Source organism: Corallococcus sp. CA049B, assembly GCF_003611685.1.
Classification (GTDB): Bacteria; Myxococcota; Myxococcia; order Myxococcales; family Myxococcaceae; genus Corallococcus; species Corallococcus coralloides.
The window spans coordinates 1-21,660 of sequence record NZ_RAWC01000092.1 but is presented as its reverse complement, the minus strand read 5'-3'; the positions used below and the strand labels follow the sequence as shown (position 1 = coordinate 21,660).

Below are 21,660 nucleotides of genomic sequence, written 5' to 3'. Positions count from 1 at the left end.
GTTGACGCCCGCGCGGCACGTCTGGTCTATTCGTCCCACGGGTGCCGAGGGGTGCCCGCCGCCCGGAAAGACGACGTCACCCTCGCTTCACCCGCTGTCGCCAGACTCCTGATGAAGTCCTTCCACGGTCCCCCAACGGGTGAGGGCCAGCACCGGAGGATTCGTCATGGGAACCGGCAGCACCCTCCCCGTCACGCTTCATGAATACAAGGTCCGCGCGTCCCTGCTCCTCAAGGACCTGGACTCGTCCGACACGGCCCGCGCCACGCGCGCCGCGGAGCGGATGCGCGCCCTGCCCTTCTTCGCGGCCCTGTCCCTGGGCGAGGTGCTCGCGCGCCGGGACACCGTGCGGCACAAGCACGGGCTCGCCGTCGTCGCGCGGGAAGCCGGGCACACCACCTGGTCGGAGCTGAAGCAGGCCCTGGAGGCCCGGGCGCACGCGCTGGACACGCGCGCCTTCTTCCAGAAGGGCCAGAGCACGTTCCTCAACCGGTGGTTCTCCACGTACGAGGAGGCCGCTCGCTCCCTGGCCGCGCAGGGTGGCTTCCTCTTCCCCTTCCGCGAGCAGTGCTTCATCTGCGAGGCCGACTTCCTCCAGGCGCTGGGCATCGACTCGCGCGACGCGGACTGGGAGCGGCTGGGCCACGACTGGGTGCGCCCGCGCGACCCTGACGCGAAGGCGCGGCTGGAGGCGAAGCTCGTCTCGCGGGGCTTCGGAGGTCACCATGGCGTCCGGTGACGACTCGCGCGCGGCCCGCGCGGAGCGCAAGCGCGCGTACAAGGAAGCGGAGGTGCCCATGGGCATCTACGCCATCCGCTGCCACGCCAACGGCAAGCTGTTCGTGGGCCATGCCCTCAACCTGACCGCGATGTTCAACCGCCTCCGGTTCGAGTTCGCCCAGCGCATGCACCGCGTCCCCGCGTTGCAGGCGGACTGGGAGCGCCACGGCGAGGCGGCCTTCTCCTTCGAGGTGCTGGACCGGCTCAAGCCCCGCGAGGAGCCCGGTGGCCCACCGCCCGTGGAGGAATTGAAGGTGCTGGAGGAGATGTGGCTGGAGCGCCTGAGGCCCTACGGCGACGCCGGCTACAACACGCCGCCCGGACCCTGACACGGTGGGTTCAACCGACCTCCGCGCCCAGGCGAATGGTGGCGGCCGGGAGCACCCCTGAGCACATCCCGCCCGCCGTGCCGGGTGCCCCGGCGCGGCGGGACGTGCGAGGATGGCGGCCCCACATGAGCACGAGCGCCGCCCCCATCCTCGGCATTGACTTCGGGACCACCAACACCGCGGCGGCCTTCTTCGACAAGGCGAACAAGCTGCGCGTGGTGCCCATCGCGGACAAGAGCCTCACCCTGCCCTCCATCGCGTGGTTCCACGCGGGAGACAAGGCCATCGTCGGCCCGGCGGCGCGGCGGCAGATCATCGACGACCCGCGCCACACCATCTTCGGCGCCAAGCGCTTCCTGGGCCGCCGCTTCCAGTCCGAATACGTGGCCCGCCACCGGGGCCGCTTCGCCTTCGAGCTGGTGGAGGGCCCGGACGGCTATACCGCCGTGGAGGTGTACGGGAAGGTGACGCCGCTCATCGACGTGGCGCACTTCATCCTCAAGCACCTCAACACGCTGGCCACGCACGCGGCCGGGGCCCCGTTCCAGGAGTGCGTGCTCACCGTGCCCGCGCACGCCAGCATCCGCCAGCGCGAGGCCATCCGCCACGCCGCCCAGAAGGCGGGCCTGCGCGTGCGCGCCATCGTCAACGAGCCCACCGCCGCGGCCCTCTACTACGCCAACCTGCGAAACCCCGAGCAGACGGTGATGGTGTTCGACCTGGGCGGCGGCACCTTCGACGTCACGCTCATGTCCGTGCAGAACCGCGTGGTGAAGGTGCTGGCCACCGGCGGCGACGCGTTCCTGGGCGGCGCCAACTTCGACGAAGCCATCGTGGAAGCGCTGGTGGACGACTTCCAGAAGGAGCACGGCATCGACCTGCGCGGCAACAAGGTCGTGATGCAGCGCCTGGTGTTCGCCGCCGAGTCCGCGAAGATGGCGCTCTCCAGCGGCGCGTCCGTCCCCATCCGCATCCCCTGCATCACGCAGAAGGACGGCGCCTTCGTGGACTTCCACGTCACGCTCACCCGCGAGCGGATGGAGGCCATGGTGTTCCAGCTCATCGAGCGCACCGCCGCCGCGTGCGACGACGTGCTGGAGAAGGCGGGCCTGAAGCCGGACGCCATCGACGAGCTGGTGATGGTGGGCGGCCAGACGCGCATGCCCGCCATCCGCAAGCGCCTGGCCCACTTCAAGAAGCTGTCGTCGGACAAGGAAGTGCACCCGGAGCTGGGCGTGGCCGTGGGCGCGGCCATCCTGGGGCGCAACCTGGCGCGCGGCATCAGCGGCCTGTCGGACGTGGTGCCCATGCCCATTGGCGCCATGGTGCCCGGCGGCGGCCAGCACGAGGTGCTCCCCGCCAACACGCCCGTGCCCGGCACGCGCACCGTGGACCTGGAGCTGCCGCCCTGGCCCGGCCCCGTGCCGGTGGCGCTCTTCGAGGCGTTGGATCGCACCACCGTGGAGCGCGAGCTCCTGGGCACCGTGCGCATCGAGCCGGACTGGCGCGTGGCCCACCCGGGCCCCACCACGCTGGAGCTGCGCATGGGGCCGGACTTCGCCCTCACCGCGAGCCTCGTCGCGAAGGACGGCCAGCGTCAGCCGCTCACCATCAGCGACCCGAACGCGCCCCAGCGGGCCTAGCAGGCGTCAGGCCGGGGCCCGGGCACCACGGCGCCCTTGAGCTGCTCCAGGAGCCGGCGGCTCTCCTCCAGCGCCTCCTGGCAGTGGGCGACGAGCGGCTCCATCCCGTCCATCACCCGGGCGTCCGCGCGCTGCTCGATGTCCCAGCACAGCGACTCCAGCATGGCCGCGCCAAAGTAGGCCGCGTTGGACTTGAGCGTGTGCGCGGCGCGCGCCAGGTTCTCCAGCTCGCCGCGCGCGAGCGCCCCGCGCGCGTCCTCCATCAACCGGGGCATGCTCTCCAGCGCGGTGTCCACGAGCTCCGGGAGCATCCGCTCCACCTGCCCGTCCAGGGACTGCCACAGCCGCTCCAGCGCGCCCGCCTCCAGCCCCCGGATGCGCGGGGCCCCCATGCGCGGGGCCTCCGGAGCACGGGCGACGGGGACGCCCCCGGGCTTTCCCGGCAGGCGCTCCCAGGCGCGGCGCAGCGCGGAGATGAGCTCCTCCACGCGGATGGGCTTGCTGAGGAAGTCGTCCATGCCCGCGTCCAGGCACTCGCGGCGGTCCGCCGTCATCGCGTTGGCCGTCATGGCGATGATCCACGGCTGCTCGCTGACGGGCATTTCCTGGCGCAGCTGGCGCGTCGTCGCCAAGCCGTCCAGCTCCGGCATCTGCACGTCCATCAGCACGACGTCGTAGCGCTTGCGCGCCAGGAGGTTCAGCCCCTCGCGGCCGTTGTTCGCGGTGTCCGCCGGGTAGCCCAGCCGCTCCAGCACCAGCAGCGCCAGCTTCTGGTTGGTGGGGTTGTCCTCCACCAGCAGGATGCGCAGCGGCATCTGCTCGCCGGGGCGCGTGTTGAACACGGAGCGCTCGCGCGTGGCGGGCGCGGGCGTGACGGGGATGGGCCGGGCGGAGATGAGGTCCTGGGCCAGGCACGTCATCAGCGCGTCATGCAGCTGCGACGCCTTCACCGGCCGGGGCAGCACCGCCGTGAAGAGGCCGGGCGGCTGCGCGTCGCGCTGATCAAACGAGGTGAGCAGCAACAGGGGCAGCTCGCGCGCGTCGCGCTGCTGGCGGATGTGCGCCGCCAGCGTGGGGCCGTCCATCAGCGGCATGCGGTGGTCCAGGATGGCCAGGTCGAAGCGGGCCCCGGACTCCAGCTTGGACAGCGCCTCCGCGCCGGAGCCCACCTCCACGATGGCCATGCCCCACGCGGCCAGCTGGCGGCCCAGCAGCTTGCGGTTGATGGCGTTGTCATCCACCACCAGCACCCGCCGGCCGTGCAGCTTCAGCGCGTCCGGACGCAGGGCCTCCGCGCCGCGAGGGGCCTCGCGCGCCTGGAAGGTGAAGTGGAACGTGGCGCCCTTGCCCGGGACACCCTCGCTCTCCATCCACAGCCGCCCGCCCATCGCCTCCACCAGCCGCTTGCTGATGGCCAGCCCCAGCCCCGTGCCGCCGTAGCGGCGCGACACGGATTCATCCAGCTGGTTGAAGGGCTGGAAGAGGCCCGCGCGCGCGGCCTCGCTGATGCCAAGGCCGGTGTCCTGCACCGAGAAGTGCAGTTCGAAGAGGCCGCCCGGCGCGAGCGGCTGGCGCGGCGTGTCCACGGAGATGGACACCCCGCCGCGCTCGGTGAACTTCACCGCGTTGCCCACCAGGTTGAGCAGCACCTGCCGCAGGCGCGCGCCGTCGCCCACCACGCTGACGGGCGTCTCGTCCGTGACGTGGTAGCCCAGGTCCAGGGACTTCTCGCTCGCGCGCATGGCGAGCAGATCCAGCACGGACTCCACGCACTGGCGCAGGTTGAAGGGCTGCTGCTCCAGTTCGACCCGGCCGGCTTCTATCTTGGAGAAGTCCAGCATGTCGTTGAGCAGCCCCAGCAGCGCGTCCCCGCTCTGGCGGATGGTGGACGCGAAGTCGCGCTGCTCGGGCGTGAGCGCCGTGTCCATGAGCAGCCCCGCCATGCCGATGATGGCGTTCATCGGCGTGCGGATTTCGTGGCTCACGGTGGCCAGGAACAGGCTCTTGGCCTGGTTGGCGTCCTCGGCGGACTGGCGCGCCCGCTGGAGGTCGGTGACGTCGTGGTAGATGGCGATGAAGCCCATGGACTGGCCCGCCACCGTCACCGGCATGGCGCGCAGCTCCACGTCCACCACCGTGCCGTCCTTGCGCGCGCGCCTGGTGACGACGTGCACGCGGTCCTTGCGCAGCACCTCGCGCGACGTCTCCTCGGCCTCCGGACGGATGTCGTCCACGTTGGCCACCAGCTTGAGGATGTTGCGCCCCAGCGCCTCCTGCGGCGCGTACCCGAAGAGCCGCTCCGCGGCGGGGTTCCAGGACAGCACCTCGAAGGCGCGGCTGATGGTGACGATGGCCACCGGGCTGTGGCGCACCACCGCCTCGAAGAACTCCTTCTGCTGCCGGAGGATGGACTCGGCCGCCTGGGCCGCGTCCAGGCCCCGGAGCAGCAGCAGCCAGCCGCCGTCCTGCGGCAGCGCCTGCACCCGCACGGAGCCCACCGGGCCCACCGGGACCTCCGTTTCCAGGGGAGCAGCGTCCGGGGAAGAGACCTGGGGGGGCGTCCAACCCGGCAGCACGCCGTCCACGGACTGCCCCACCCACAGGTCGCGAGGGCCCAGCAGCGCCTCCGCGGCACGGTTCACGGCCACGACCCGCAGGGTCGGGTCCAGGACGAGCACGCCGTCTCGCGTGTGCTCGAACAAGGCCGGATACGCGCTGGGTGGCAGTTCGGGCAAACTTCCCCCTCCGTTCAAGAACTGTAGGTCAGTCGAGGCGCCAGTTCCATGTCATCCATGGAAAACCGTGGAGGTGGGCAGGCGCAGGCCTTTTCCCGGCGCTCCCGGGACGGCGATTCAGGGGGTTGGAAGGCCTGCCTGGCCATGCAGGGGGGCGGGATGTTTCATTCTGTTTCCATGCAGCGGCGTGCGGTCTCCCAGGGCGCTGGCGCCTGCCCGGCACGGCCCTGTCGCAGGACGCCATCGCGTGTGAATCCTAGGGGGCTTTCTCCCGAGCACCCAGGAACTGTCCAGGGGCCCCCGCGCCACTGTTTCGGGGCAGACGGCCAACCGGCCCCCTGTGCCACCGGCCGGGGTGGGGACCGCCGGCCCGGAATCAAAAGAAGGCCCTGGTCAGTGCGGCGTTCGGGCGACCTAGCTTTCCTTTGACCCCACGGAAGAGAGAGCCGTGCCCAACGCGACGACCCCGCCCTTGATCCTCCTCATCGATGACGAGCCGGAGCTGGAAGTCATGGCCCGGTACCTCGAGCTCGAAGGCTACTCCGTGCTGACGGCGACCAATGGCGAGGAGGGATTGTTGGCGCTGGCCTCCTGCCGCAAGCCCTGCATCGTCCTGCTGGACTTGATGATGCCGGTGATGGACGGCTACGGCTTCCTGCGCCGGATGCACGACGACGCGACGCTGTGCGGACTGCCCGTCTTCGTGCTCACCGCCAGCTTCCAGCCGGAGCGGATGGCCGGCGTCGTCGGGACCCTGCGCAAGCCCCTGCACATGGAGCTCTTCAAGGAGGCCGTGGCGCCCTACTACCCGCCTCCGGAGAAGAAGGAGGGCACCCCGGCGGGATAGCGGGCGCGGCTCAGGCCGCGACGCGGGCCACGCACTCCGGGCTGTCGTTGGCGGGGGAGTTCACCCCGCGCGCCACCTCGTAGACGTCCAGCGGCGCTTCCGCGGCGGGGACGAGCAGCGGCAGCAGGACGGACGCATCCTGCGGCTCCGGGCGAAGCCACACGGCCTGGCCTTCCGGCGACAGGATGACGGGCATCCGGTCGTGGATGGGCGCCATCAGCGCGTTGGGGCCCGTGGTGATGATGGTGCAGGTGCGCAGCACCTCGCCCGTGTCCGGGGCCGTCCACTCCTCCCAGAGCCCCGCCAGGGCCAGCGGCTTCCCGTCGCGGTGGTGGAAGAAGTACGGCGTCTTGGGCTTCGTGGACTGCTTCCACTCGTACCAGCCGTCCACCACCACCAGACACCGCCTGCGCTTCAGCGCCGAGCGGAAGCTGGGCTTCTCCGCCACCGTCTCACCGCGCGCGTTGATCAGCTTGTTGCCAATGGACGCTTCCTTCGCCCAGGAGGGGATGAGCCCCCAGCGGAACACGTCCAAGAGCCGCGCGCCGTCGTTGGGCACCACGGGCAGGAGCTGCGTGGGACAGAGGTTGAAGCGCTCGCGCTCCAGCGTCGCGCGCGCGCCCGCGAGCTCCAGCTCGGCGACGAGCTGCGCGGGAGAGGTCCGGACGGTGACTCGGCCACACATGGGATTGAAGCGTAGCGCCCGGCGGCCGGCGCCGCACGTTCCCGGCGCCCGAGGGCCTACGTGGGCAGCTGGATGCCAGACAGGCGCTGGTACAGCTCCACCGCGCGGCTGTCCGACAGGCCGGTGATGTAGTCCGTCACGCACAAGAGCCGCTGGTACGGCGTGAGCCGCTGGATGGCCTCGTCCCTGCGGAGCGGCCGCTGCGCCGCCTCATCCGCCGCCGCGAACTCCGGGCGCTGGAAGCACTCCAGGGGCAACAGCTGCCGCAGCTTCTTCTCCTCCGCGTTGGGGGACTCCGCCACCACCGACAGGGCGAACATGTCCAGCAGGCCGCCCAGCGTCTTGAAGCCGGCGCTCTCGATCTGGAGCACGCGCTCGCTCCAGTAGCCATGCTCGCGGGTGAAGTCGGTGATCTCCTCCAGCCGCGCGCGCACGTCGGGCTTGAGCGCGGTGAGCGACGTCTCCGTCCGCCCCGCCTCCAGGTCGTGCGCGTGCTCCAGGAAGGCCTCCACGCACTCCGGGATGAGCTTCCCGATGGCCCGTGCCCGCGCCTGCGCCATCCGCGTCTCCAGGTGCCGGGGCGGCTTGCGGACCGAGGGCTCCGGCAGCACCGACTCCAGCAGCTGACACGCGCGCTCCATGGGCACGAGCCCCAGCTTCGCGGAGTCCTCCAGGTCGATGACCGCGTAGCAGATGTCGTCCGCCGCCTCGACGAGGAAGGCCAGCGGGTGGCGGCTGAACACGCCGGGCTCGCGCTCGCGCAAGCCCGTGGCGCGGTACGCCTCCAGCGCCAGGTCGACGTCGTCCTGGAAGTAACCGAACTTCTTCTCCGACACGACCCCCTTCGTCTTCTGCCGCGAGCCGGGCAGCACCGACGGACGCGGGTACTTGCTCATGGCCCCCAGCGTCGCGGCCGTGTAGCGCAGCCCGCCCCGGCGCTCGCGCGACTGGAGCCGGTTGAGGATGCGGAAGCCCTGCGCGTTGCCCTCGAAGTCGCACAGGTCGCGCCACTCGGCCTCCGTCGCGAACGGGCTCTTCCTCCCCTCCCCTGGCGGCGAGAGCCGCTGCCCCACCCAGTGCTGGATGGCCGCCTCCCCGGAGTGGCCGAACGGCGGGTTGCCGATGTCGTGCGCCAGGCACGCCGCCGCGACGATGGTGCCCAGGTGCGACGGGTCCAGCTCCACGCCCTGCGCCTTCAACCCCAGCCCGGCCTGATGGCCCAGGGAGCGGCCCACGCAGGACGCCTCGATGCTGTGCGTGAGGCGCGTGCGCGTGTAGTCGCTCGTCGACAGCGGGAACACCTGCGTCTTGTCGTGCAGGCAGCGGAACTCGCTGGAGAAGACGATGCGGTCGTAGTCCCGCGAGTAGTCATTGCGCTCATCGAGCTGCCGGTGCGCGGCCTCCGCGCCAGCTGCCTCCGCCTGCGCGGAGCGCGGCCCCGACCCGATGCGGGTGTCCGACAGGAGCCTCCGCCAGCGCTCCGTCCGTTCCTGACTGTCATCGCGGCTCACGCGGTGGAGACCTCCTGGTGAGAGGAGAGCCCCGCCGCGCCGGGGGCGCAAGTTCCCGCGCCATCCGGGGCGCTGCGCCTGGGGACCGGGCCCCAACTCCCGGTCCCCGCGCTCCCCCTTACTGGAACATCCGCCAGCGCGAGGGCGACCTGGGAGGCTCCGCGGGCAGCACGACCGGCGCCTCCCAGGTGATGTGGTACTCGGTGTCCAGCAGGCCCAGCTTGCGCCCCTGGACCCGAGCGTTCCGAGCCCCCACCATGGTGAGCACCTCGCGCAGCACCCCCTCGTGATACGCCGCCGGCATGAAGTCGCGCCGCATGATGAACAGCGCGTCCCCCTCTCCCCTCCAGTCGACGGTGCGCTCCCCGTAGCTCACCGCCATCTGGTAGCCGGCCGGCAGGTTCGTCACGAGCTTGCGCGGGTCCCCCGCGGCCAGCAGCAGGAACGTGCGCCCCACCGCGGACTCCAGGAAGCTGCGCGTGGCCTGCATCCCCATCTGCCGCAGCGCCTCGTCGAACCCGCCCCACCGGGGTGACAACTGCCGCGCCGCCACCTGCGCCAGCTTGAGGAAGGTGGCCACCGGGTAGTTGAAGAAGCCCACGAAGCGGCGCTCGTCGGTGACGGCCCTGCACGCGGCCACCGCCTCCTCGCCCACGCCGCTGCGCACCGTCTCCAGCACCCCCAGGAAGAACATCCCCCGGGCGGTGTCCAGCTCCGTCGCCGCCATGCGCCGCACTGCCCAGTCCGCATCCACCGAACCCGCCTCCGGGTACGGCTTCGCCTGTGCCTGCATGCCTGCCTCCGTTATCGCGTGAGCCCACGCCCCACGCGCGAGTCGCCAACCTGCCGCTGCTCTCTTCAGGGATGCGCCGCGGCCGCCGGTGCGCACGCGTCCGGAAAGAGGACGGTGAAGCGCGAGCCGTGACCGAAGTCGCTCTCCGCCTGGATGCGCGCGCCATGCCCCTGCACCAGCCGCTTCACGATGGCGAGCCCCAGCCCGGTGCCGCGCAGCTTGGTGGTGAACATGGGCTCGAAGATGCGCTCCAGGAGCGGCGCGGGGATGCCCGGCCCGTCGTCCGTCACGCGCAGGCTCCAGCCGCCGTCCCCCAGCGCGTCGGCGTGCACGCAGACCGTCCCGGAGCGCTCCGCCGGGATGGACTCCACCGCGTTCTGGATGAGGTTGACCAGCACCTGGCGGAACTGCTCGCGGTCCAGGTGCGGCACCGGCAGCCCGTCCGGCACCTGGTTGTCCACGCGCACGCCCTCGCGGCGCGGCACCACGCTGATGGCTTCCTCCACCAGCGGCTTGAGCGGACAGGGCGTGCGGCGCGGAGGCCGGCCCTTCGCGTAGTCCAGCAGGTCGGAGATGATGACCGAGCACGCCTGCAGCTCCCGGTCGATGATGTCCAGGAAGCGCGCGATGCGGGGATCCGCGGGCAAGGCCTCCGCCTTGCGCATCCGGCGCAGGACGAACGCATTCGCGGTGCGCGCGGCCGCCAGCGGGTTGCGCAGCTCGTGGCTGACGCTGGCCGTCATCTGACCCAGCGACGCCAGCCGCTCCATCTGCTCCACGTGGCCGCGGACGGCGTGCACCTCGCGCACGGCGGCGTCCAGCTGTCCCGCGCGCAGCGCCAGCTCCTCCTCGAGGGTGGCCTCCGCCAGGGCCTGACGCCCGGCCCGCTCCCGCAGCTCGCGCAGCGCGTCCCGGCAGGCGACGACCAGCACCACGTCGATGGCCGCCACCCAGAAGGCATGCTCCAGGAAGCGCCACCACTCCGGGTGCAGCTGGCCGTAGACGGACTCCGGCCACAGCGCGCCCCGCATGCAGTGGTCCACGACGATGGCCAGGCTGGCGGTGAGGAGCACCTTCGGGTCGCGGTAGAACGACAGCACCGCCAGCGAGCCGAAGATGTGGAAGTGCGTCTCGATGCGGCCCCCCGTCAGGTGGATGAGCAGCGCGGACCAGAGCATCTGGCTGATGGCCACCACGTGGCGCGTCGCCGTCTCCCCCGCGTGCAGCCGCGTGAGCATCACCGGGAACACGCACAGCGCCGCGCCCAGCAGCACCGCCATCTGCACGTGCAGGTGCAGCGCGCGCACCTTGCCCTCCCACCCATAGGGAGACACGAACACCGCCACCAGCACCGCCGCCGCCCACTGCCCCAACATCAGCCAGGTGAACAGGCCGTCCACCCGCTTGCGCGACTCGCGCAACTGCAACGCCAGCAGCGCCGCCGCACGGCCCTCCAGTCCAGGAGAGCCCTTCACCGGAGCATGAATGGAAAAGGCTGACATGAACGAAGTCATCTCTTCACCCGACCGGACTGGTGGCGAAAGCGAATAACCCTGCAAAATAGGAACTACACGGAACTCTTCAGGCCAACCATGCTGCCTGGGGGCACCCGGAGTGCCCTTGCTTGAACACTGCCGGCTCCCACCCACGCCGACGGTGTGGGACGTCGCCAGGGTGGCGCCATCCCGTGCATTCGCAGCCAACAATGACAAGCGGGCCATCCCCGCGTCCACCGGATGCGCGGAGCGCAGGACCGGAGTACGAGTCCCGCGCTCACGTCTGATCAATCGCGCCCGACCCCAGGTCCCAAGGGGGCACAGGGGGCATCCGCGTACACGCCCTCGGGCGTGTGTCAGGAGGCGGCGGCGTGGGCGCGCGAGGGGGCTTCGAGCGTGGCGTCCGTGTCGCCCCGGGGCAGCTCCCGGGCGGCGGGGATGAAGGTCATGGCGCGCTCGGCGAGCGCGGCGATGGTGAGCGAGGGATTGACGCCGGGGTTGGCGGAGATGGCCGCGCCATCCACCACATACAACCCCTCATAGCCATACAAGCGGTGGCGCGCGTCAATGGCGCCTGTCTTTGGTGAGTCCCCCATGCACGCGCCGCCCAGGATGTGCGCGGTGGTCGGGATGCCCATGAGCGTTTCGCTGACCATGGTCATGGGGTAGCCATCCAGCTTGTCGGACACGCGCTTCGCCAGGTCGAAGGCCTCCGGCATGTTCGCGGTGGGCGCGGGGCCTTCCTGCAGGCCGGTGGTGAGGCCGGAGCGGAAGCCGGTGGTGAGCGCGCGGCCCCGGCGCATGCGCAGGTGGCCCTCCATGGTGCGCATGTACAGGAGGATCATCGTGCGGCGCGCGAAGTCCGGGACGAACCAGGCCTGGAGGAAGCGCAGGGGACGGCGCGCGAGCAGCCCCACCAGCCGGGCCACGCGCGACCACGCGGTGGCGCCGGGGACGTGCGGGGCCATGAGCAGGCGGAAGAAGCCGGACCCCTCCGGGTAGCGCACGGGCTCCAGGTGCGAGTGCTCGTCGGTGTGGAGGATGGACCCGATGGCGATGCCCCGGGACAGGTCGCGGTCCTTCTGCTTCTTGCCGCTGACGACGCCGATGAGCGCCTCGGAGTTGGTGCGCACGCCGTCGCCTACGCGCTCGGAGAGGTTCGGCAGGCCGTCCGGTGCGTCCTTGAGCTTGAGCAGCAGGTCCAGGGTGCCCAGCACGCCTCCCGCGAAGACGACGTGCTTCGCGGTGAAGCGGCGCGTCTTCTTGAAGAAGCCGGTGCCCTCTTTCGCCGTCACCTCGTAACCGCCGCCGCCGGGCAGGGGGCGCACCCACGTCACCTCCGTGTCCGCGTGGAGGGTGAGGCCCTTCTTCTCCGCGAAGTAGAGGTAGTTCTTGTCGAGCGTGTTCTTGGCGTTGTTGCGGCAGCCCAGCATGCAGCCGCCGCACGCGTTGCAGCCGGTGCGCTCCGGGCCCTCGCCGCCGAAGTAGGGGTCCTTCACGGTGACGCCGGGCTCGCCGAAGTAGATGGCCACGGTGGTGGGCTGGAAGTCGGTGCGGCCCAGGTCTTCTCCCACTTCGCGCAGGATCTGGTCGGGGAAGGTGTTGAGCGGGTTGACGGTGGCGCCCAGCATGCGGCGCGCGGTCGCGTAGTGCGGCGCGAGCTCCTCCTTCCACGGCGCCAGGTGGCCCCAGGAGGCGGCGCCGAAGAAGTCGTCCCGTGGGATGGGCAGCGTGTTGGCGTAGACGAGCGACCCGCCGCCCACGCCGACGCCGGACAGCACGGTGACGTGGCGGAAGAAGGTCATCTTGAAGAGGCCGCGCCACCCGAGCCGGGGCATCCACAGCCAGCGCTTCAGGTTCCAGTTGGACTTGGGGAAGTCCTGGCCCTGGAGGCGCCGGCCCTTCTCCAGCATCACCACGCGGTAGCCCTTCTCGACGAGCCGCAACGCGCTGACGCTGCCGCCAAACCCCGAGCCGATGATGAGCCAGTCGCAGTCCATGACGTTCTCCCCGTCTCCTTCGGGCGTGTGAGCGTCCCGCCTCCAGGAGGTCCGCACTCTATGCCACGAGCGCGAGCCGTCCTGGCGGGACCTGTCGCACGCCTCCGGAATCAGGGAGGCCCCGGAGCGCGGGCTAGCGCTTCGTGGCCTGCCTCCTCGCCCGGCGTGCGGCGGGCGTGTTGGCGACGAACTGGCGGCCGGCCCGGGAGCCCGCGCGCTTGCGGCGCTCGGTGGCCTTCTTCTGCGCCGGGCTCAGGTGGGCCCAGGCCTCCTTGGGCAGGTAGCGCGCGGTGGTGCGGCCGTGTCGGGCGCGGGTGCCGCCGTCCTGGGTGCCCCACTCCTCCTTCGTCCAGGAGGACAGGTGGCGCTGCGCCGTGCCGCGGGAGCCCCGGTAGCCGCCGCCGGCCTTCTTGTACTCCGCGGCGAGGAGCTGGGCCTTGCGCGCGCTCCATTGGCCCGCGCGCCCGCCCTTGTCGCTCTTCATGATGCGCTGCTTGAGGCGGTCGCGCAGCGCGGGGTTCGTATAGCGGCTGCTGGCGGTGGCGGGCGCGTGGCTCTTGCGCGCGGCGCGCTTCGCGGGCGTGGCGGCGGCGTGCTTGCGCCGGGGGGCGGCGTGGGTCTTCCGACGGCTGGCCATGAAGGCTCCTTTGCTTGTGACAAAGGTACGGATGCCTCGCGGGGAATGGCCGCTGCCGCCCCGCTGCCTGCCCGGCTTCGGAGCCGAAGGGGGCTTACGCGGGCGTGGCGCCGGGCTCGGGGGGACGGAACAGCGAGCACGCGCGCACGGGCTGGGGCGCGTACTTCTGGGGCAGGAGCGGACACATGATGAAGGTGGTGGTCCGCGTCTGGACGTAGCGGGGCGGCGCGGCGCAGCGGTGGCAGAGGCTGTCCGGGAAGGGCAGCGGATCAGGGGGCGGCGTCATGGCAGTGGACAGCATCGCACGGGCCCGGAAGGAAAGGCGGGTGCGGGCCGCGCGCGCTCCCTAGATTCCCAGGCATGCACGTCACTGACGCCCACGTCGAACCCCACCGGCTGCGCCTGTCCGGCCGGCACGCCGTCCTGGAGGTGTCGTGTCCGCTGCCCGGGGTGCTGCGGCTGAGGCACGCGCCGGTGTCGTCGGAGATCGGCTTCCTCCATCCCGAGCTGCCCGGCAAGCGGTCCTGGTCCGTCATCGCCGAAGGGGGCCTCCCCTTGAAGGTCGAGCGCGACGGCGAGCGCGCGCGGGTGACGGCGGACGGCGTGTCCCTGGAGGTGGACGTGGAGTCGGGGACGTGGCGCTTCCAGGACGCGCAGGGGCGGGAGCTGGCGCGCTGCGTGGAGGTGTCCGGTGAGGTGCAGGCCGCGTATCCGATGAGCCGGCACCGCGCGCGGCTGAAGCTGCGGGCGCCGGAGGGGGAGCGCTACCTGGGGTTCGGAGAGAAGGTGGGGCCGCTGGACAAGCGCGGCATGCACTTCACGTTCTGGAACACGGACGTGGTGCCGCACCACCCGGACACGGATCCGCTCTACCAGTCCATCCCGTTCTTCGTGGGCCTGCGAGACGGCGTAGCGTGGGGGTTCTTCCTGGACGAGTCCTGGCGCTCGGAGGTGGACGTGGCGCTCGCGGACGCGTCGCGGGTGGCGTGGGAGTCGTGGGGGCCGGAGCTGGACTGCTACCTCTTCGCGGGGCCCCTGCCCGCGGACGTGGTGCGCGGGTACGCGGCGCTGACGGGGCGGCCTCCCCTGCCCCCGCTGTGGAGCCTGGGCGCGCAGCAGAGCCGCTGGGGTTACGAGAACGCGCAGGACATCCGGGGCGTCATCCAGGGCTACCGGCAGCGGGACCTGCCGCTGGACTGCGTGTACCTCGATATCGATTACATGGATGGGTACAAGGTCTGGACCTGGGACCGGGCGCGCTACCCGGACCCGGCCGGCCTGGTGCGCGAGGCGGCGGCGCAGGGCGTGCGGCTGGTCCCCATCATCGATCCGGCCTTGAAGCTGGAGCCGGGCTGGAGTGTGTATGAGGACGCGAAGGCGCGCGACCACCTGGTGCGCTACGACCGGGGCGGCGTGCTGGTGGGCGAGGTGTGGCCCAAGCCCGCGGTGTTCCCGGACCTGACGCGGCCGGAGGTGCAGCGCTGGTGGGGCGGCCTGCATCGCGACTTCGTGGCAATGGGTATGGCGGGGTTCTGGAACGACATGAACGAGCCGTCGTGCTTCGGGGTGCAGCCGGACGTGGGCATCCTCACGCTGACGAGCGAGCGCGCGGAAGGCATTGGCCAGGTGGAGGGCAAGACGCTGCCGTACGACGCGCGTCACGGGGACAAGCGGCACCTGGAGGTGCACAACGTCTACGCGCTGGGCATGGCGAAGGGCGCGTTCGAGGGCTTGCGAGAGCTGCGTCCGGAGGCCCGGCCGTTCCTGCTGACGCGGGCGGGGTTCGCGGGCATCCAGCGTTACTCGGCGGTGTGGACGGGGGACAACTCCAGCCACTGGACGCAGCTGGAGACGTCGCTGCCCATGTTGATGGGCTTGGGCCTGGCGGCGGTGGCGCACACAGGGGTGGACATCCCGGGCTTCATCGGCCGGGCGAACGGCGAGCTGCTGGTGCGCTGGATGCAGACGGGCACGTTCTACCCGCTGATGCGAAACCACGCGGGCAAGGGAACGTCACCGCAGGAGCCGTGGCGCTTCGGAGAGCCCTACCTGACGCTGGCGCGAGCGGCGCTGGAGCGGCGGTATCGGCTGCTGCCCACGCTGTACACGCTGATGCACGAGGCGTCGGAGACGGGGATCGCGCCGCTGAGGCCGCTGCTGATGGAGGCGCCCGGGGACGCGGAGGCGGCGGGCGCGTTTGATCAGTTCCTGTTCGGAAGGGACCTGCTGGTGGCGCCGGTGGTGCGGCCCGGACAGACGAAGCGGCTGGCGTATTTGCCAGCGGGTGCGTGGCTGGAGTGGCCGGGGTTGGAGCGGACCGGAGAGGTGCGCGAGGGAGGCCGGCACGTCATCGCGGACGGGCCGCTGGACACGGTGCCGGTGTGGCTGCGCGCGGGAGGCGCGGTGGCGCTGACACGGCCCGCGATGCACACCACGGACGCGAACTGGAAGCACCTGGAGTGGCACGTGCACGCGGCGCCGGAGATATACGGCCGGCTCTACGAGGACGCGGGAGACGGCTACGGCGAGTCACGGCTCACGGAGCTGCGCGGCGGAGTGACGGATGGAGTGCTGCGATTGGAGCGGAGCGAGACGAGGGCGCTCGCGCGAGCCCGGACGGAAGAGACGATCCGGGTGTATGGATTGACGTCGGTGCGGAAGGTGACGGGCGCGCGGGCACACCGTTTCGAGGACGGTGTGCTGGAACTCCAGGTCGCCGCGGATTGGACGCGGCTGGACGTGGCGCCGTAGGTCAGAGGACAGGAAGCTCCTTGAACACGACGCCTTCGAAGCCGAAGCGGTTCACGGCGTCCACGAAGCGCTCCGTGGCGATGATGATGGTCGTGTAGTCGGTCAGCCGGAACAGGTCCTGGTCCTTGGGCAGGGTGTGTCCATCCAGGATGGGCTCTTTCGGATAACTGCCTCCCTGACGTCCGCACCGTTCGCACGGACGTTCTCGTCCTTCAGGGAAACAACTGTCGTGCACTCGGCCACGGGGATGTAGTTCGATCTCCAGCAACTCCACTTCCGTCCGGCCCAGGAACCGCAGGTCCATTTGGCTGGCACGAAGCGCGATGTTCTCTTCGCGCATGCGCTCCAGGGCGTCAGGCCGCATCACGAGGGTCCAGGGTTCTGGCAGATGGATAGCTCCCCATTTGCCGGAGGCCTTTCCTGTGAGGGGCCCGAACTCAGCACCTGGGAACAATGGGGCGTCGAAGGGAACCTGGGACCGAACCAGCTCACGTAGTCGCTCATACTCTTCGAGCGGAACCTGCCGGGCCTCCACGAGTTCCTGACGATGGGCCCAGCCCGAGAGATCCACGGACGGATACGCCTCTCCCAGTCCACCCGGGCTCGCATGGCAGACCGGGCAGAGTCCCCCTGGAAGCCCCCATCGGTGCACACCATTGATGTAGCCAGTGAAGCGCGGACCTTCCGCTGGGTGCACCTCAAAGAACTTCACGCGTCCTCCCGGCACCTATTGAAGCCTGTAGTAGGGAACAATGGGACCCATGATGTTGAAGTCAACGATCATCCGAGCCAACTGATCCTGGATTTCCTTTGGGGTGGCCCGCGTGTTGCTGCGAGCGAAGTCGCGCCACGCCTGATTCCAGGGGCCGCCCTGCCCCCCCACGCCATGCAGCCGCACGTGCTCCGCGCGAGGGATGATCATCGTGAAATCATGCACGTTGATACCGCCCTGCCGTCTAAAGAAGATCGCGAGACCCGGCTCCTGCGGGTAGAGATGATGCTTGACCCATCCCGAGCCGGAAGGCCTCCTGCCATCCGGTGGCGGAGGAGGCGCGGGATGGTTGTACCAACGGATGACGAAGATGGCTTCGCGGTCCCCCGGAAGCGGCTGGGCACTGCCCCAGTTCCGCCGGGGACCTGAACCGGGTGCCGCTGACGACACGGGAGGCCGGATGCCTCCCCGCGCCAGCAACACCCCGGTGTCCTCGCAGCGATAGAGCCCGCAGAGGTCATCAGCGCAGACCAGCGCCACGCACCGGTCGTGCCCTTCGCAGGCGTCGTCCTCCGCCGCGCCCCAGTCCTCCAGCGCCGGCAGGGGCGCGGACGCGCACCCCACCAGCATCAGGGAGACGACAAGCGCGAAGACCTTCACCCGTCGGGCGCTCACCACAGCGGCGCCATGTTCTCCACGTACTTGAAGCCCGTGCCCGTGTTGAACACGACCACCGTCTCCTCCGGCTTCACCTCCCCGGCGGCCTGAAGCTTCTTGAGCGCCGCCACGCACGCGCCACCCTCCGGCGCCATGAACAGCCCTTCCGCCGCGGCTGCGTCCTTCGTGCCCTGGACGATCTCCTCCTCCGTCACAGACACCGCCGTGCCGTGGCTGTGCTTCACCGCGCGCAGGATGAGGAAGTCGCCCAGCGCCTTGGGCACCCGCAGGCCGTGCGCGTGCGTCGTCGCGCCCTGCCACATGGGCGCGTCCGGCTTGCCTTCCGCGTGCGCCTTCACGATGGGCGCGCAGCCTTCCGCCTGCACCGCCACCATCCGGGGCCGCTTCGAATCAATCAGCCCCATCGTCTCCATCTCGTCGAAGGCCTTCCACATCCCGATGAGCCCCGTGCCTCCGCCCGTCGGATAGAGGATGACGTCCGGCAGCGTCCACCCGAGCTGCTCGGCCAGCTCGTAGCCCATCGTCTTCTTGCCCTCGACGCGGTATGGCTCCTTCAGCGTGGCGCACTCGTACCAGCCATGCTCCTTCGCCAGCCCCGCGCACACCCGGCCCGCGTCGGAGATGAGCCCCTCCACCGTCTCCACGTGCGCGCCGTACGCCCGCGTCTCCATCAGGAACAGTGACGCGATGTCCTTCGGCACGAAGACGTGCGCCTCCATCCCGCCTCGCGCCGCGTATGCCGCCAGCGCGCTGCCCGCGTTCCCCGCAGAGGGCAGACACACCGCCTTCGCGCCCAGCGCCTTCGCCATGGACACCGCTGCGGACAGACCGCGCGCCTTGAAGGAACCGGTCGGGTTGCCACTCTCGTCCTTCACCCAGACCCGCGGCAATCCCAGCCATGATCCCAGCCGGGGCGCGGGCAGCAGCGGCGTGAAGCCTTCGCCCAACGTCAGGCGCTGCCCCGGGTCATCCACCGGCAGCACCTCGTGGTAACGCCACATGGAGCGCTCACGGCCAGGCAGCGCTTCCTTGCGCAGCGTCTTCGCCGCGCGCTCCAGGTCGTAGCGCGCGAACAACGGCGCCTGACACGCCGTGCACAGGTTCCACACCTTGCCCGGCGCGTACGTCTGGTCGCACTTCGTGCATTCAAGTCGGCTGACGAGCAACTCGTACCCCTTTACCCCAGGCAACACTCCGTTCAGGCCAATGTGCCTGGAACTTCTACTTCCACGTAGATCGCAACTGGATCAACAACAACCTCCCTTTCCATTCTCCCTGTGAAATTCAACTCCATTTCAGACATATTCGAAACAGACTTATTAAGAACGACCTTAACGGTCGACTCAACATCATCCAGCATCCGAAGCGATGCCACCGGAGCCCCAGCCTGGGTGGGAATACCAACAATTGTCACCCTTTGCTCCATAAGGCGCGCATATTTTTGGACCAACACCTCCTTTGACTCACGCAAAGCTTCCCGTTTAAGCACAGCGCTAAAAACCAACTCACCGTCAGCAGCCTTAACAGGAACCTGCATCTGAAGCTGATCTCCATAACCATGTTCAAGAAGATAGGCGAGTCGGCGCATATACTCCTCGTCCATTCTCAATCCAGCCTCTTTGGACAGATTCTGAGGAGTAAACTGCTTCAACTGCCTCGCCAGCCGCGCAAGCTCATTGCGATCCTTTACCTCCTGGCTCGCTTGCCTAACAGCCTCCTGCATTTCAAGCTTGCGACCCAAACTAGTCACACACGCCAAAGAATCAACAATTTCATTAAATCTCACAACCATATCTCGAAGCGCTTGCGCGTCATTAACCACGGCACTTCCAGATATTTTAATAAATTTCGACGCCTGAAAATCAACCAACCGACTCAACTCACTCACACCAGCAATACCCCCACGCGACTCAAGCTCCTGCTCAAACAAATTATAAGCATGGTCGTGCAAGAACCTTTTCTCGGAAACACTGCTTCGCTCCGATGCAATCTCAGCAACCAACCGCGCGCTACCCGGCGACGCCTCCCTGCTTCTTTCATCCCCCTGCGATCGACTTGAGAAATTAACAACGTGCTCAGTCAAACCCTTAAACAGCTGAGACGAAAAAGAGAACAACTTGTAATCATCAAGATACACAAACGAGCGAATCAACACAGCACTCACCTCTTTTTCATTTCCAGATGAAACACTTCTCCATTATCAGCAACAACACGCCAGCCAGTGGACGGATCTTCCACAGCTCTCCTAGCCAGCCTTGCGGAGGTCCCTCGCGAAAGCCCCAACTCGTGATCAACCTCATCATGTCGATGCGGCCTTAGCAGCACAGCCATGATAGACCTTCGCAACCAAGCCTGAATCAGTCCAACACTTTCCTCGTCATTAAAACCAACCAAACGAGGCGCAACATCCGCATCGAAACCTTTTTCACCAACATCTCTACGCAATTGCCTTCGGATAGCCGTACAAGCAGGCCCCAGCGCCGCATCTATATTGCCATCAGAGCGCCGTGGGTCATAGGTTGCATAGGTGACACCTAGAATATCTGTCGGAATTCGCAGCCCCGAACTATCTCGCGGCGCCACAATATACACATCTTCCGCACCAAGAACTCCTATAAATAACCCAAGTTCGAAAATCACATTATCGCGAACCGCCAAATGGGTATTGCCTCTTATCTTAATCTCATCATCCGCTGAAAAAACGAACACAGCGGCGTCTGACGCCTCCGCTGTCTTGATCAGCGTCTGAAGTGAAGTTCCTCCTACATCAAAGATGCCTTGATGCCAAACCGTGGACTCAGCGTCGCGTTCAAGAAGTCCTTGAACTGCATTCGCAACGTCCAGTCCTTCCACTGACGAACCAATAAATAGCCTTTTTTTCATATCGCATCCACCCGGGACTCTCAATCCGTCGGACTCACAGTCGCACAAACATCAATTTAACCAACAAAGTGCTTCTACTCAGTCCTTCAACTCCAGCCACACCGGCGCGTGGTCCGACGGCTGCTGTCCCTTGCGCTCCTCGCGGTCCACGTCACACGCCGTGAGCCGGGGCACCAGCGGCGCCGTGAGGAACAGGTGGTCGATTCGCACGCCCTTGTTCTTGGGGAACATCAGCATCCGATAGTCCCACCAGGAGAACTTCTGCACGTCCGGGTACAGCTTGCGGAACGCATCCGTCAGCCCAAAGGCACACACCTGCTGGAGCGCGTCCCGCTCGCGCAACGTGAAGAGCGTCTGCCCTTCCCACTGCGCCACGTCGTACACGTCGATGGGGTCCGGCGCGATGTTCCAGTCCCCGCCCATCACCACCAGGTCGTCCGGCTTGTGGCGCGTGTCCAGGTAGTTGCGCAGCCGCCGGTACCACTCCAGCTTGTAGACATACGCGGGCGAGTCCACCTGCTGCCCGTTGGGCGCGTACGCGCTCACCACGCGGATGCCGTTCACCGTCGCGGAGATGAAGCGCGCGTGCGTGTCATCCACCCCGTCCGACAGGCCCCGGATGACGTCCGTCGGCTCCGTCTTCGCCAGGATGGCCACGCCGTTGTACGTCTTCTGCCCGTGCACCGCGGCGCAGTAGCCCGCCTCCTTCACCGCGTCGAAGGGGAAGTCCGCGTCGGTGCACTTGAGCTCCTGCAGGCACAGCACGTCTGGCTGGTTGCTCTTCAGCCAGTTGATCAACCGCTGCTGCCGGGCCCTCACCGAGTTCACGTTCCAGGTCGCGATTCGCATGCGGCGCGGACCGTCGCACGCGGCCCACGCCCCTGCCACGCTTTTCCCCTCTCTCCTGTGGCCCCAGGGACACACCCGCCGCCCCTCAGAGGGGAAATCCGTTGGCACACCGGTCGCAAAGGGGATGGCCATGAACCCGAAGACGCGCACCCGGTCCCATCGCTCCGCCTCCTCCCGGCGCTTCACCGTGCCGCCCGCGCTTCGCAAGGCCCTCATCCCCGCCGCGCTCGCCGCCCTGGGGCTCGCCGCCTGGGAGGACGTCCCCCTGCCCCGCCTGCTCAAGCCCTGGCTCTCCCACGCCCTGGAGGCCCGCGCGGGACAGCCCCCTGTC

At 68.8% G+C, this 21,660-nt stretch carries 19 protein-coding genes and 1 pseudogene; 6 read left to right on the top strand and 14 right to left on the bottom strand.

Translation table 11 applies throughout. The annotated features are described in order from the left end of the window. Positions 1 to 166: 166 nt before the first annotated feature. The 3 genes from D7W82_RS41020 (at position 167) to D7W82_RS20745 (ending at position 2,752) form a co-directional block, all read left to right on the top strand. Complete coding sequence (locus D7W82_RS41020; protein WP_199727798.1) at positions 167 to 739, top strand: hypothetical protein; 573 nt, start codon at positions 167 to 169, stop codon at positions 737 to 739. After that, positions 726 to 1,109: a GIY-YIG nuclease family protein gene (locus D7W82_RS41015; protein WP_171426139.1), complete on the top strand. Its 384-nt coding sequence runs from the start codon at positions 726 to 728 to the stop codon at positions 1,107 to 1,109. The genes D7W82_RS41020 and D7W82_RS41015 overlap by 14 nt, the downstream gene beginning before the upstream one ends. 125 nt (positions 1,110 to 1,234) lie before the next feature. Next, positions 1,235 to 2,752, top strand: a complete 1,518-nt coding sequence (locus D7W82_RS20745; RefSeq protein ID WP_120620007.1) for an Hsp70 family protein — start codon at positions 1,235 to 1,237, stop codon at positions 2,750 to 2,752. Here D7W82_RS20745 and D7W82_RS20740 read toward each other — a convergent pair. Next, positions 2,749 to 5,487: a response regulator gene (locus D7W82_RS20740; RefSeq protein WP_120620006.1), complete on the bottom strand. Its 2,739-nt coding sequence runs from the start codon at positions 5,485 to 5,487 to the stop codon at positions 2,749 to 2,751. The two genes, D7W82_RS20745 and D7W82_RS20740, sit on opposite strands and share 4 nt — an antisense overlap. A 448-nt stretch (positions 5,488 to 5,935) precedes the next feature. Here D7W82_RS20740 and D7W82_RS20735 point away from each other — a divergent pair, with 448 nt between their 5' ends. After that, the gene (locus D7W82_RS20735) at positions 5,936 to 6,334 is read left to right on the top strand and encodes a two-component system response regulator (RefSeq protein WP_233587833.1); all 399 of its coding nucleotides are present in this window, start codon (positions 5,936 to 5,938) and stop codon (positions 6,332 to 6,334) included. Positions 6,335 to 6,344: 10 nt separating this feature from the next. Here D7W82_RS20735 and D7W82_RS20730 read toward each other — a convergent pair whose 3' ends face one another. The 7 genes from D7W82_RS20730 to D7W82_RS20700 all read right to left on the bottom strand — a co-directional run bounded on the left by D7W82_RS20730 (position 6,345) and on the right by D7W82_RS20700 (position 13,742). Continuing rightward, complete coding sequence (locus D7W82_RS20730; RefSeq protein ID WP_120620005.1) at positions 6,345 to 7,019, bottom strand: SOS response-associated peptidase; 675 nt, start codon at positions 7,017 to 7,019, stop codon at positions 6,345 to 6,347. Between the two features lie 56 nt (positions 7,020 to 7,075). Beyond that, positions 7,076 to 8,530, bottom strand: coding sequence for a dGTP triphosphohydrolase (gene dgt, locus D7W82_RS20725; RefSeq protein WP_120620004.1), 1,455 nt, complete (start codon positions 8,528 to 8,530; stop codon positions 7,076 to 7,078). Positions 8,531 to 8,648: 118 nt separating this feature from the next. Next, the gene (locus tag D7W82_RS20720; RefSeq protein ID WP_120620003.1) at positions 8,649 to 9,323 is read right to left on the bottom strand and encodes a DUF2378 family protein; all 675 of its coding nucleotides are present in this window, start codon (positions 9,321 to 9,323) and stop codon (positions 8,649 to 8,651) included. A gap of 65 nt (positions 9,324 to 9,388) precedes the next feature. Beyond that, positions 9,389 to 10,825 carry a sensor histidine kinase gene (locus D7W82_RS20715; RefSeq protein WP_120620016.1) on the bottom strand — a complete coding sequence of 479 codons (1,437 nt, stop codon included), beginning with the start codon at positions 10,823 to 10,825 and terminating at the stop codon, positions 9,389 to 9,391. Between the two features lie 350 nt (positions 10,826 to 11,175). Beyond that, positions 11,176 to 12,819, bottom strand: coding sequence for a GMC oxidoreductase (locus tag D7W82_RS20710; RefSeq protein ID WP_120620002.1), 1,644 nt, complete (start codon positions 12,817 to 12,819; stop codon positions 11,176 to 11,178). Positions 12,820 to 12,952: 133 nt separating this feature from the next. Next, positions 12,953 to 13,456 (bottom strand): hypothetical protein, encoded by a 504-nt coding sequence (locus tag D7W82_RS20705; RefSeq protein ID WP_120620001.1) that lies wholly within the window; start codon positions 13,454 to 13,456, stop codon positions 12,953 to 12,955. A 94-nt stretch (positions 13,457 to 13,550) separates the two neighbouring features. Continuing rightward, the gene (locus D7W82_RS20700) at positions 13,551 to 13,742 is read right to left on the bottom strand and encodes a hypothetical protein (RefSeq protein ID WP_233587832.1); all 192 of its coding nucleotides are present in this window, start codon (positions 13,740 to 13,742) and stop codon (positions 13,551 to 13,553) included. A 74-nt stretch (positions 13,743 to 13,816) separates the two neighbouring features. Here D7W82_RS20700 and D7W82_RS20695 point away from each other — a divergent pair, with 74 nt between their 5' ends. Next, on the top strand, positions 13,817 to 16,207 hold the full coding sequence (locus D7W82_RS20695; RefSeq protein WP_120619999.1) for a glycoside hydrolase family 31 protein: 2,391 nt from the start codon (positions 13,817 to 13,819) through the stop codon (positions 16,205 to 16,207). 1 nt (position 16,208) lies between these two features. On the opposite strand, the gene D7W82_RS20690 is transcribed toward D7W82_RS20695, so the two are convergent. From D7W82_RS20690 to xth, 6 genes are all read right to left on the bottom strand, one after another. Next, complete coding sequence (locus D7W82_RS20690; protein ID WP_255417246.1) at positions 16,209 to 16,904, bottom strand: double-CXXCG motif protein; 696 nt, start codon at positions 16,902 to 16,904, stop codon at positions 16,209 to 16,211. Positions 16,905 to 16,934: 30 nt separating this feature from the next. Beyond that, positions 16,935 to 17,594 carry a TIGR02269 family lipoprotein gene (locus tag D7W82_RS20685; protein WP_147439428.1) on the bottom strand — a complete coding sequence of 220 codons (660 nt, stop codon included), beginning with the start codon at positions 17,592 to 17,594 and terminating at the stop codon, positions 16,935 to 16,937. Continuing rightward, entirely contained in the window at positions 17,591 to 18,763 is a 1,173-nt protein-coding gene (locus tag D7W82_RS20680) for a threonine synthase (RefSeq protein ID WP_120619996.1), read from the bottom strand. Before D7W82_RS20680 ends, D7W82_RS20685 begins: the two co-directional genes overlap by 4 nt. A gap of 32 nt (positions 18,764 to 18,795) precedes the next feature. After that, positions 18,796 to 19,761: a hypothetical protein gene (locus D7W82_RS40120; protein WP_147439426.1), complete on the bottom strand. Its 966-nt coding sequence runs from the start codon at positions 19,759 to 19,761 to the stop codon at positions 18,796 to 18,798. Beyond that, the gene (locus D7W82_RS20675; RefSeq protein WP_120619995.1) at positions 19,758 to 20,480 is read right to left on the bottom strand and encodes a TIR domain-containing protein; all 723 of its coding nucleotides are present in this window, start codon (positions 20,478 to 20,480) and stop codon (positions 19,758 to 19,760) included. Before D7W82_RS20675 ends, D7W82_RS40120 begins: the two co-directional genes overlap by 4 nt. A 78-nt stretch (positions 20,481 to 20,558) precedes the next feature. Beyond that, positions 20,559 to 21,329 (bottom strand): exodeoxyribonuclease III, encoded by a 771-nt coding sequence (xth, locus tag D7W82_RS20670; protein WP_120619994.1) that lies wholly within the window; start codon positions 21,327 to 21,329, stop codon positions 20,559 to 20,561. 130 nt (positions 21,330 to 21,459) lie between these two features. Here xth and D7W82_RS20665 point away from each other — a divergent pair. Then, positions 21,460 to 21,660, top strand: a pseudogene (locus D7W82_RS20665) (hypothetical protein); the annotation flags it as partial.

Excerpts from the sequence above, each read along its gene's own strand:
- D7W82_RS41020 (WP_199727798.1), top strand. The coding sequence starts at position 167 with ATGGGAACCGGCAGCACCCTCCCCGTCACGCTTCATGAATACAAGGTC.
- D7W82_RS41015 (WP_171426139.1), top strand. The coding sequence starts at position 726 with ATGGCGTCCGGTGACGACTCGCGCGCGGCCCGCGCGGAGCGCAAGCGC.
- D7W82_RS20745 (WP_120620007.1), top strand. The coding sequence starts at position 1,235 with ATGAGCACGAGCGCCGCCCCCATCCTCGGCATTGACTTCGGGACCACC.
- D7W82_RS20730 (WP_120620005.1), bottom strand. The coding sequence starts at position 7,019 with ATGTGTGGCCGAGTCACCGTCCGGACCTCTCCCGCGCAGCTCGTCGCC.
- D7W82_RS20720 (WP_120620003.1), bottom strand. The coding sequence starts at position 9,323 with ATGCAGGCACAGGCGAAGCCGTACCCGGAGGCGGGTTCGGTGGATGCG.
- D7W82_RS20715 (WP_120620016.1), bottom strand. The coding sequence starts at position 10,825 with ATGTCAGCCTTTTCCATTCATGCTCCGGTGAAGGGCTCTCCTGGACTG.
- D7W82_RS20710 (WP_120620002.1), bottom strand. The coding sequence starts at position 12,819 with ATGGACTGCGACTGGCTCATCATCGGCTCGGGGTTTGGCGGCAGCGTC.
- D7W82_RS20705 (WP_120620001.1), bottom strand. The coding sequence starts at position 13,456 with ATGGCCAGCCGTCGGAAGACCCACGCCGCCCCCCGGCGCAAGCACGCC.
- D7W82_RS20700 (WP_233587832.1), bottom strand. The coding sequence starts at position 13,742 with ATGACGCCGCCCCCTGATCCGCTGCCCTTCCCGGACAGCCTCTGCCAC.
- D7W82_RS20695 (WP_120619999.1), top strand. The coding sequence starts at position 13,817 with ATGCACGTCACTGACGCCCACGTCGAACCCCACCGGCTGCGCCTGTCC.
- D7W82_RS20675 (WP_120619995.1), bottom strand. The coding sequence starts at position 20,480 with ATGAAAAAAAGGCTATTTATTGGTTCGTCAGTGGAAGGACTGGACGTT.
- xth (WP_120619994.1), bottom strand. The coding sequence starts at position 21,329 with ATGCGAATCGCGACCTGGAACGTGAACTCGGTGAGGGCCCGGCAGCAG.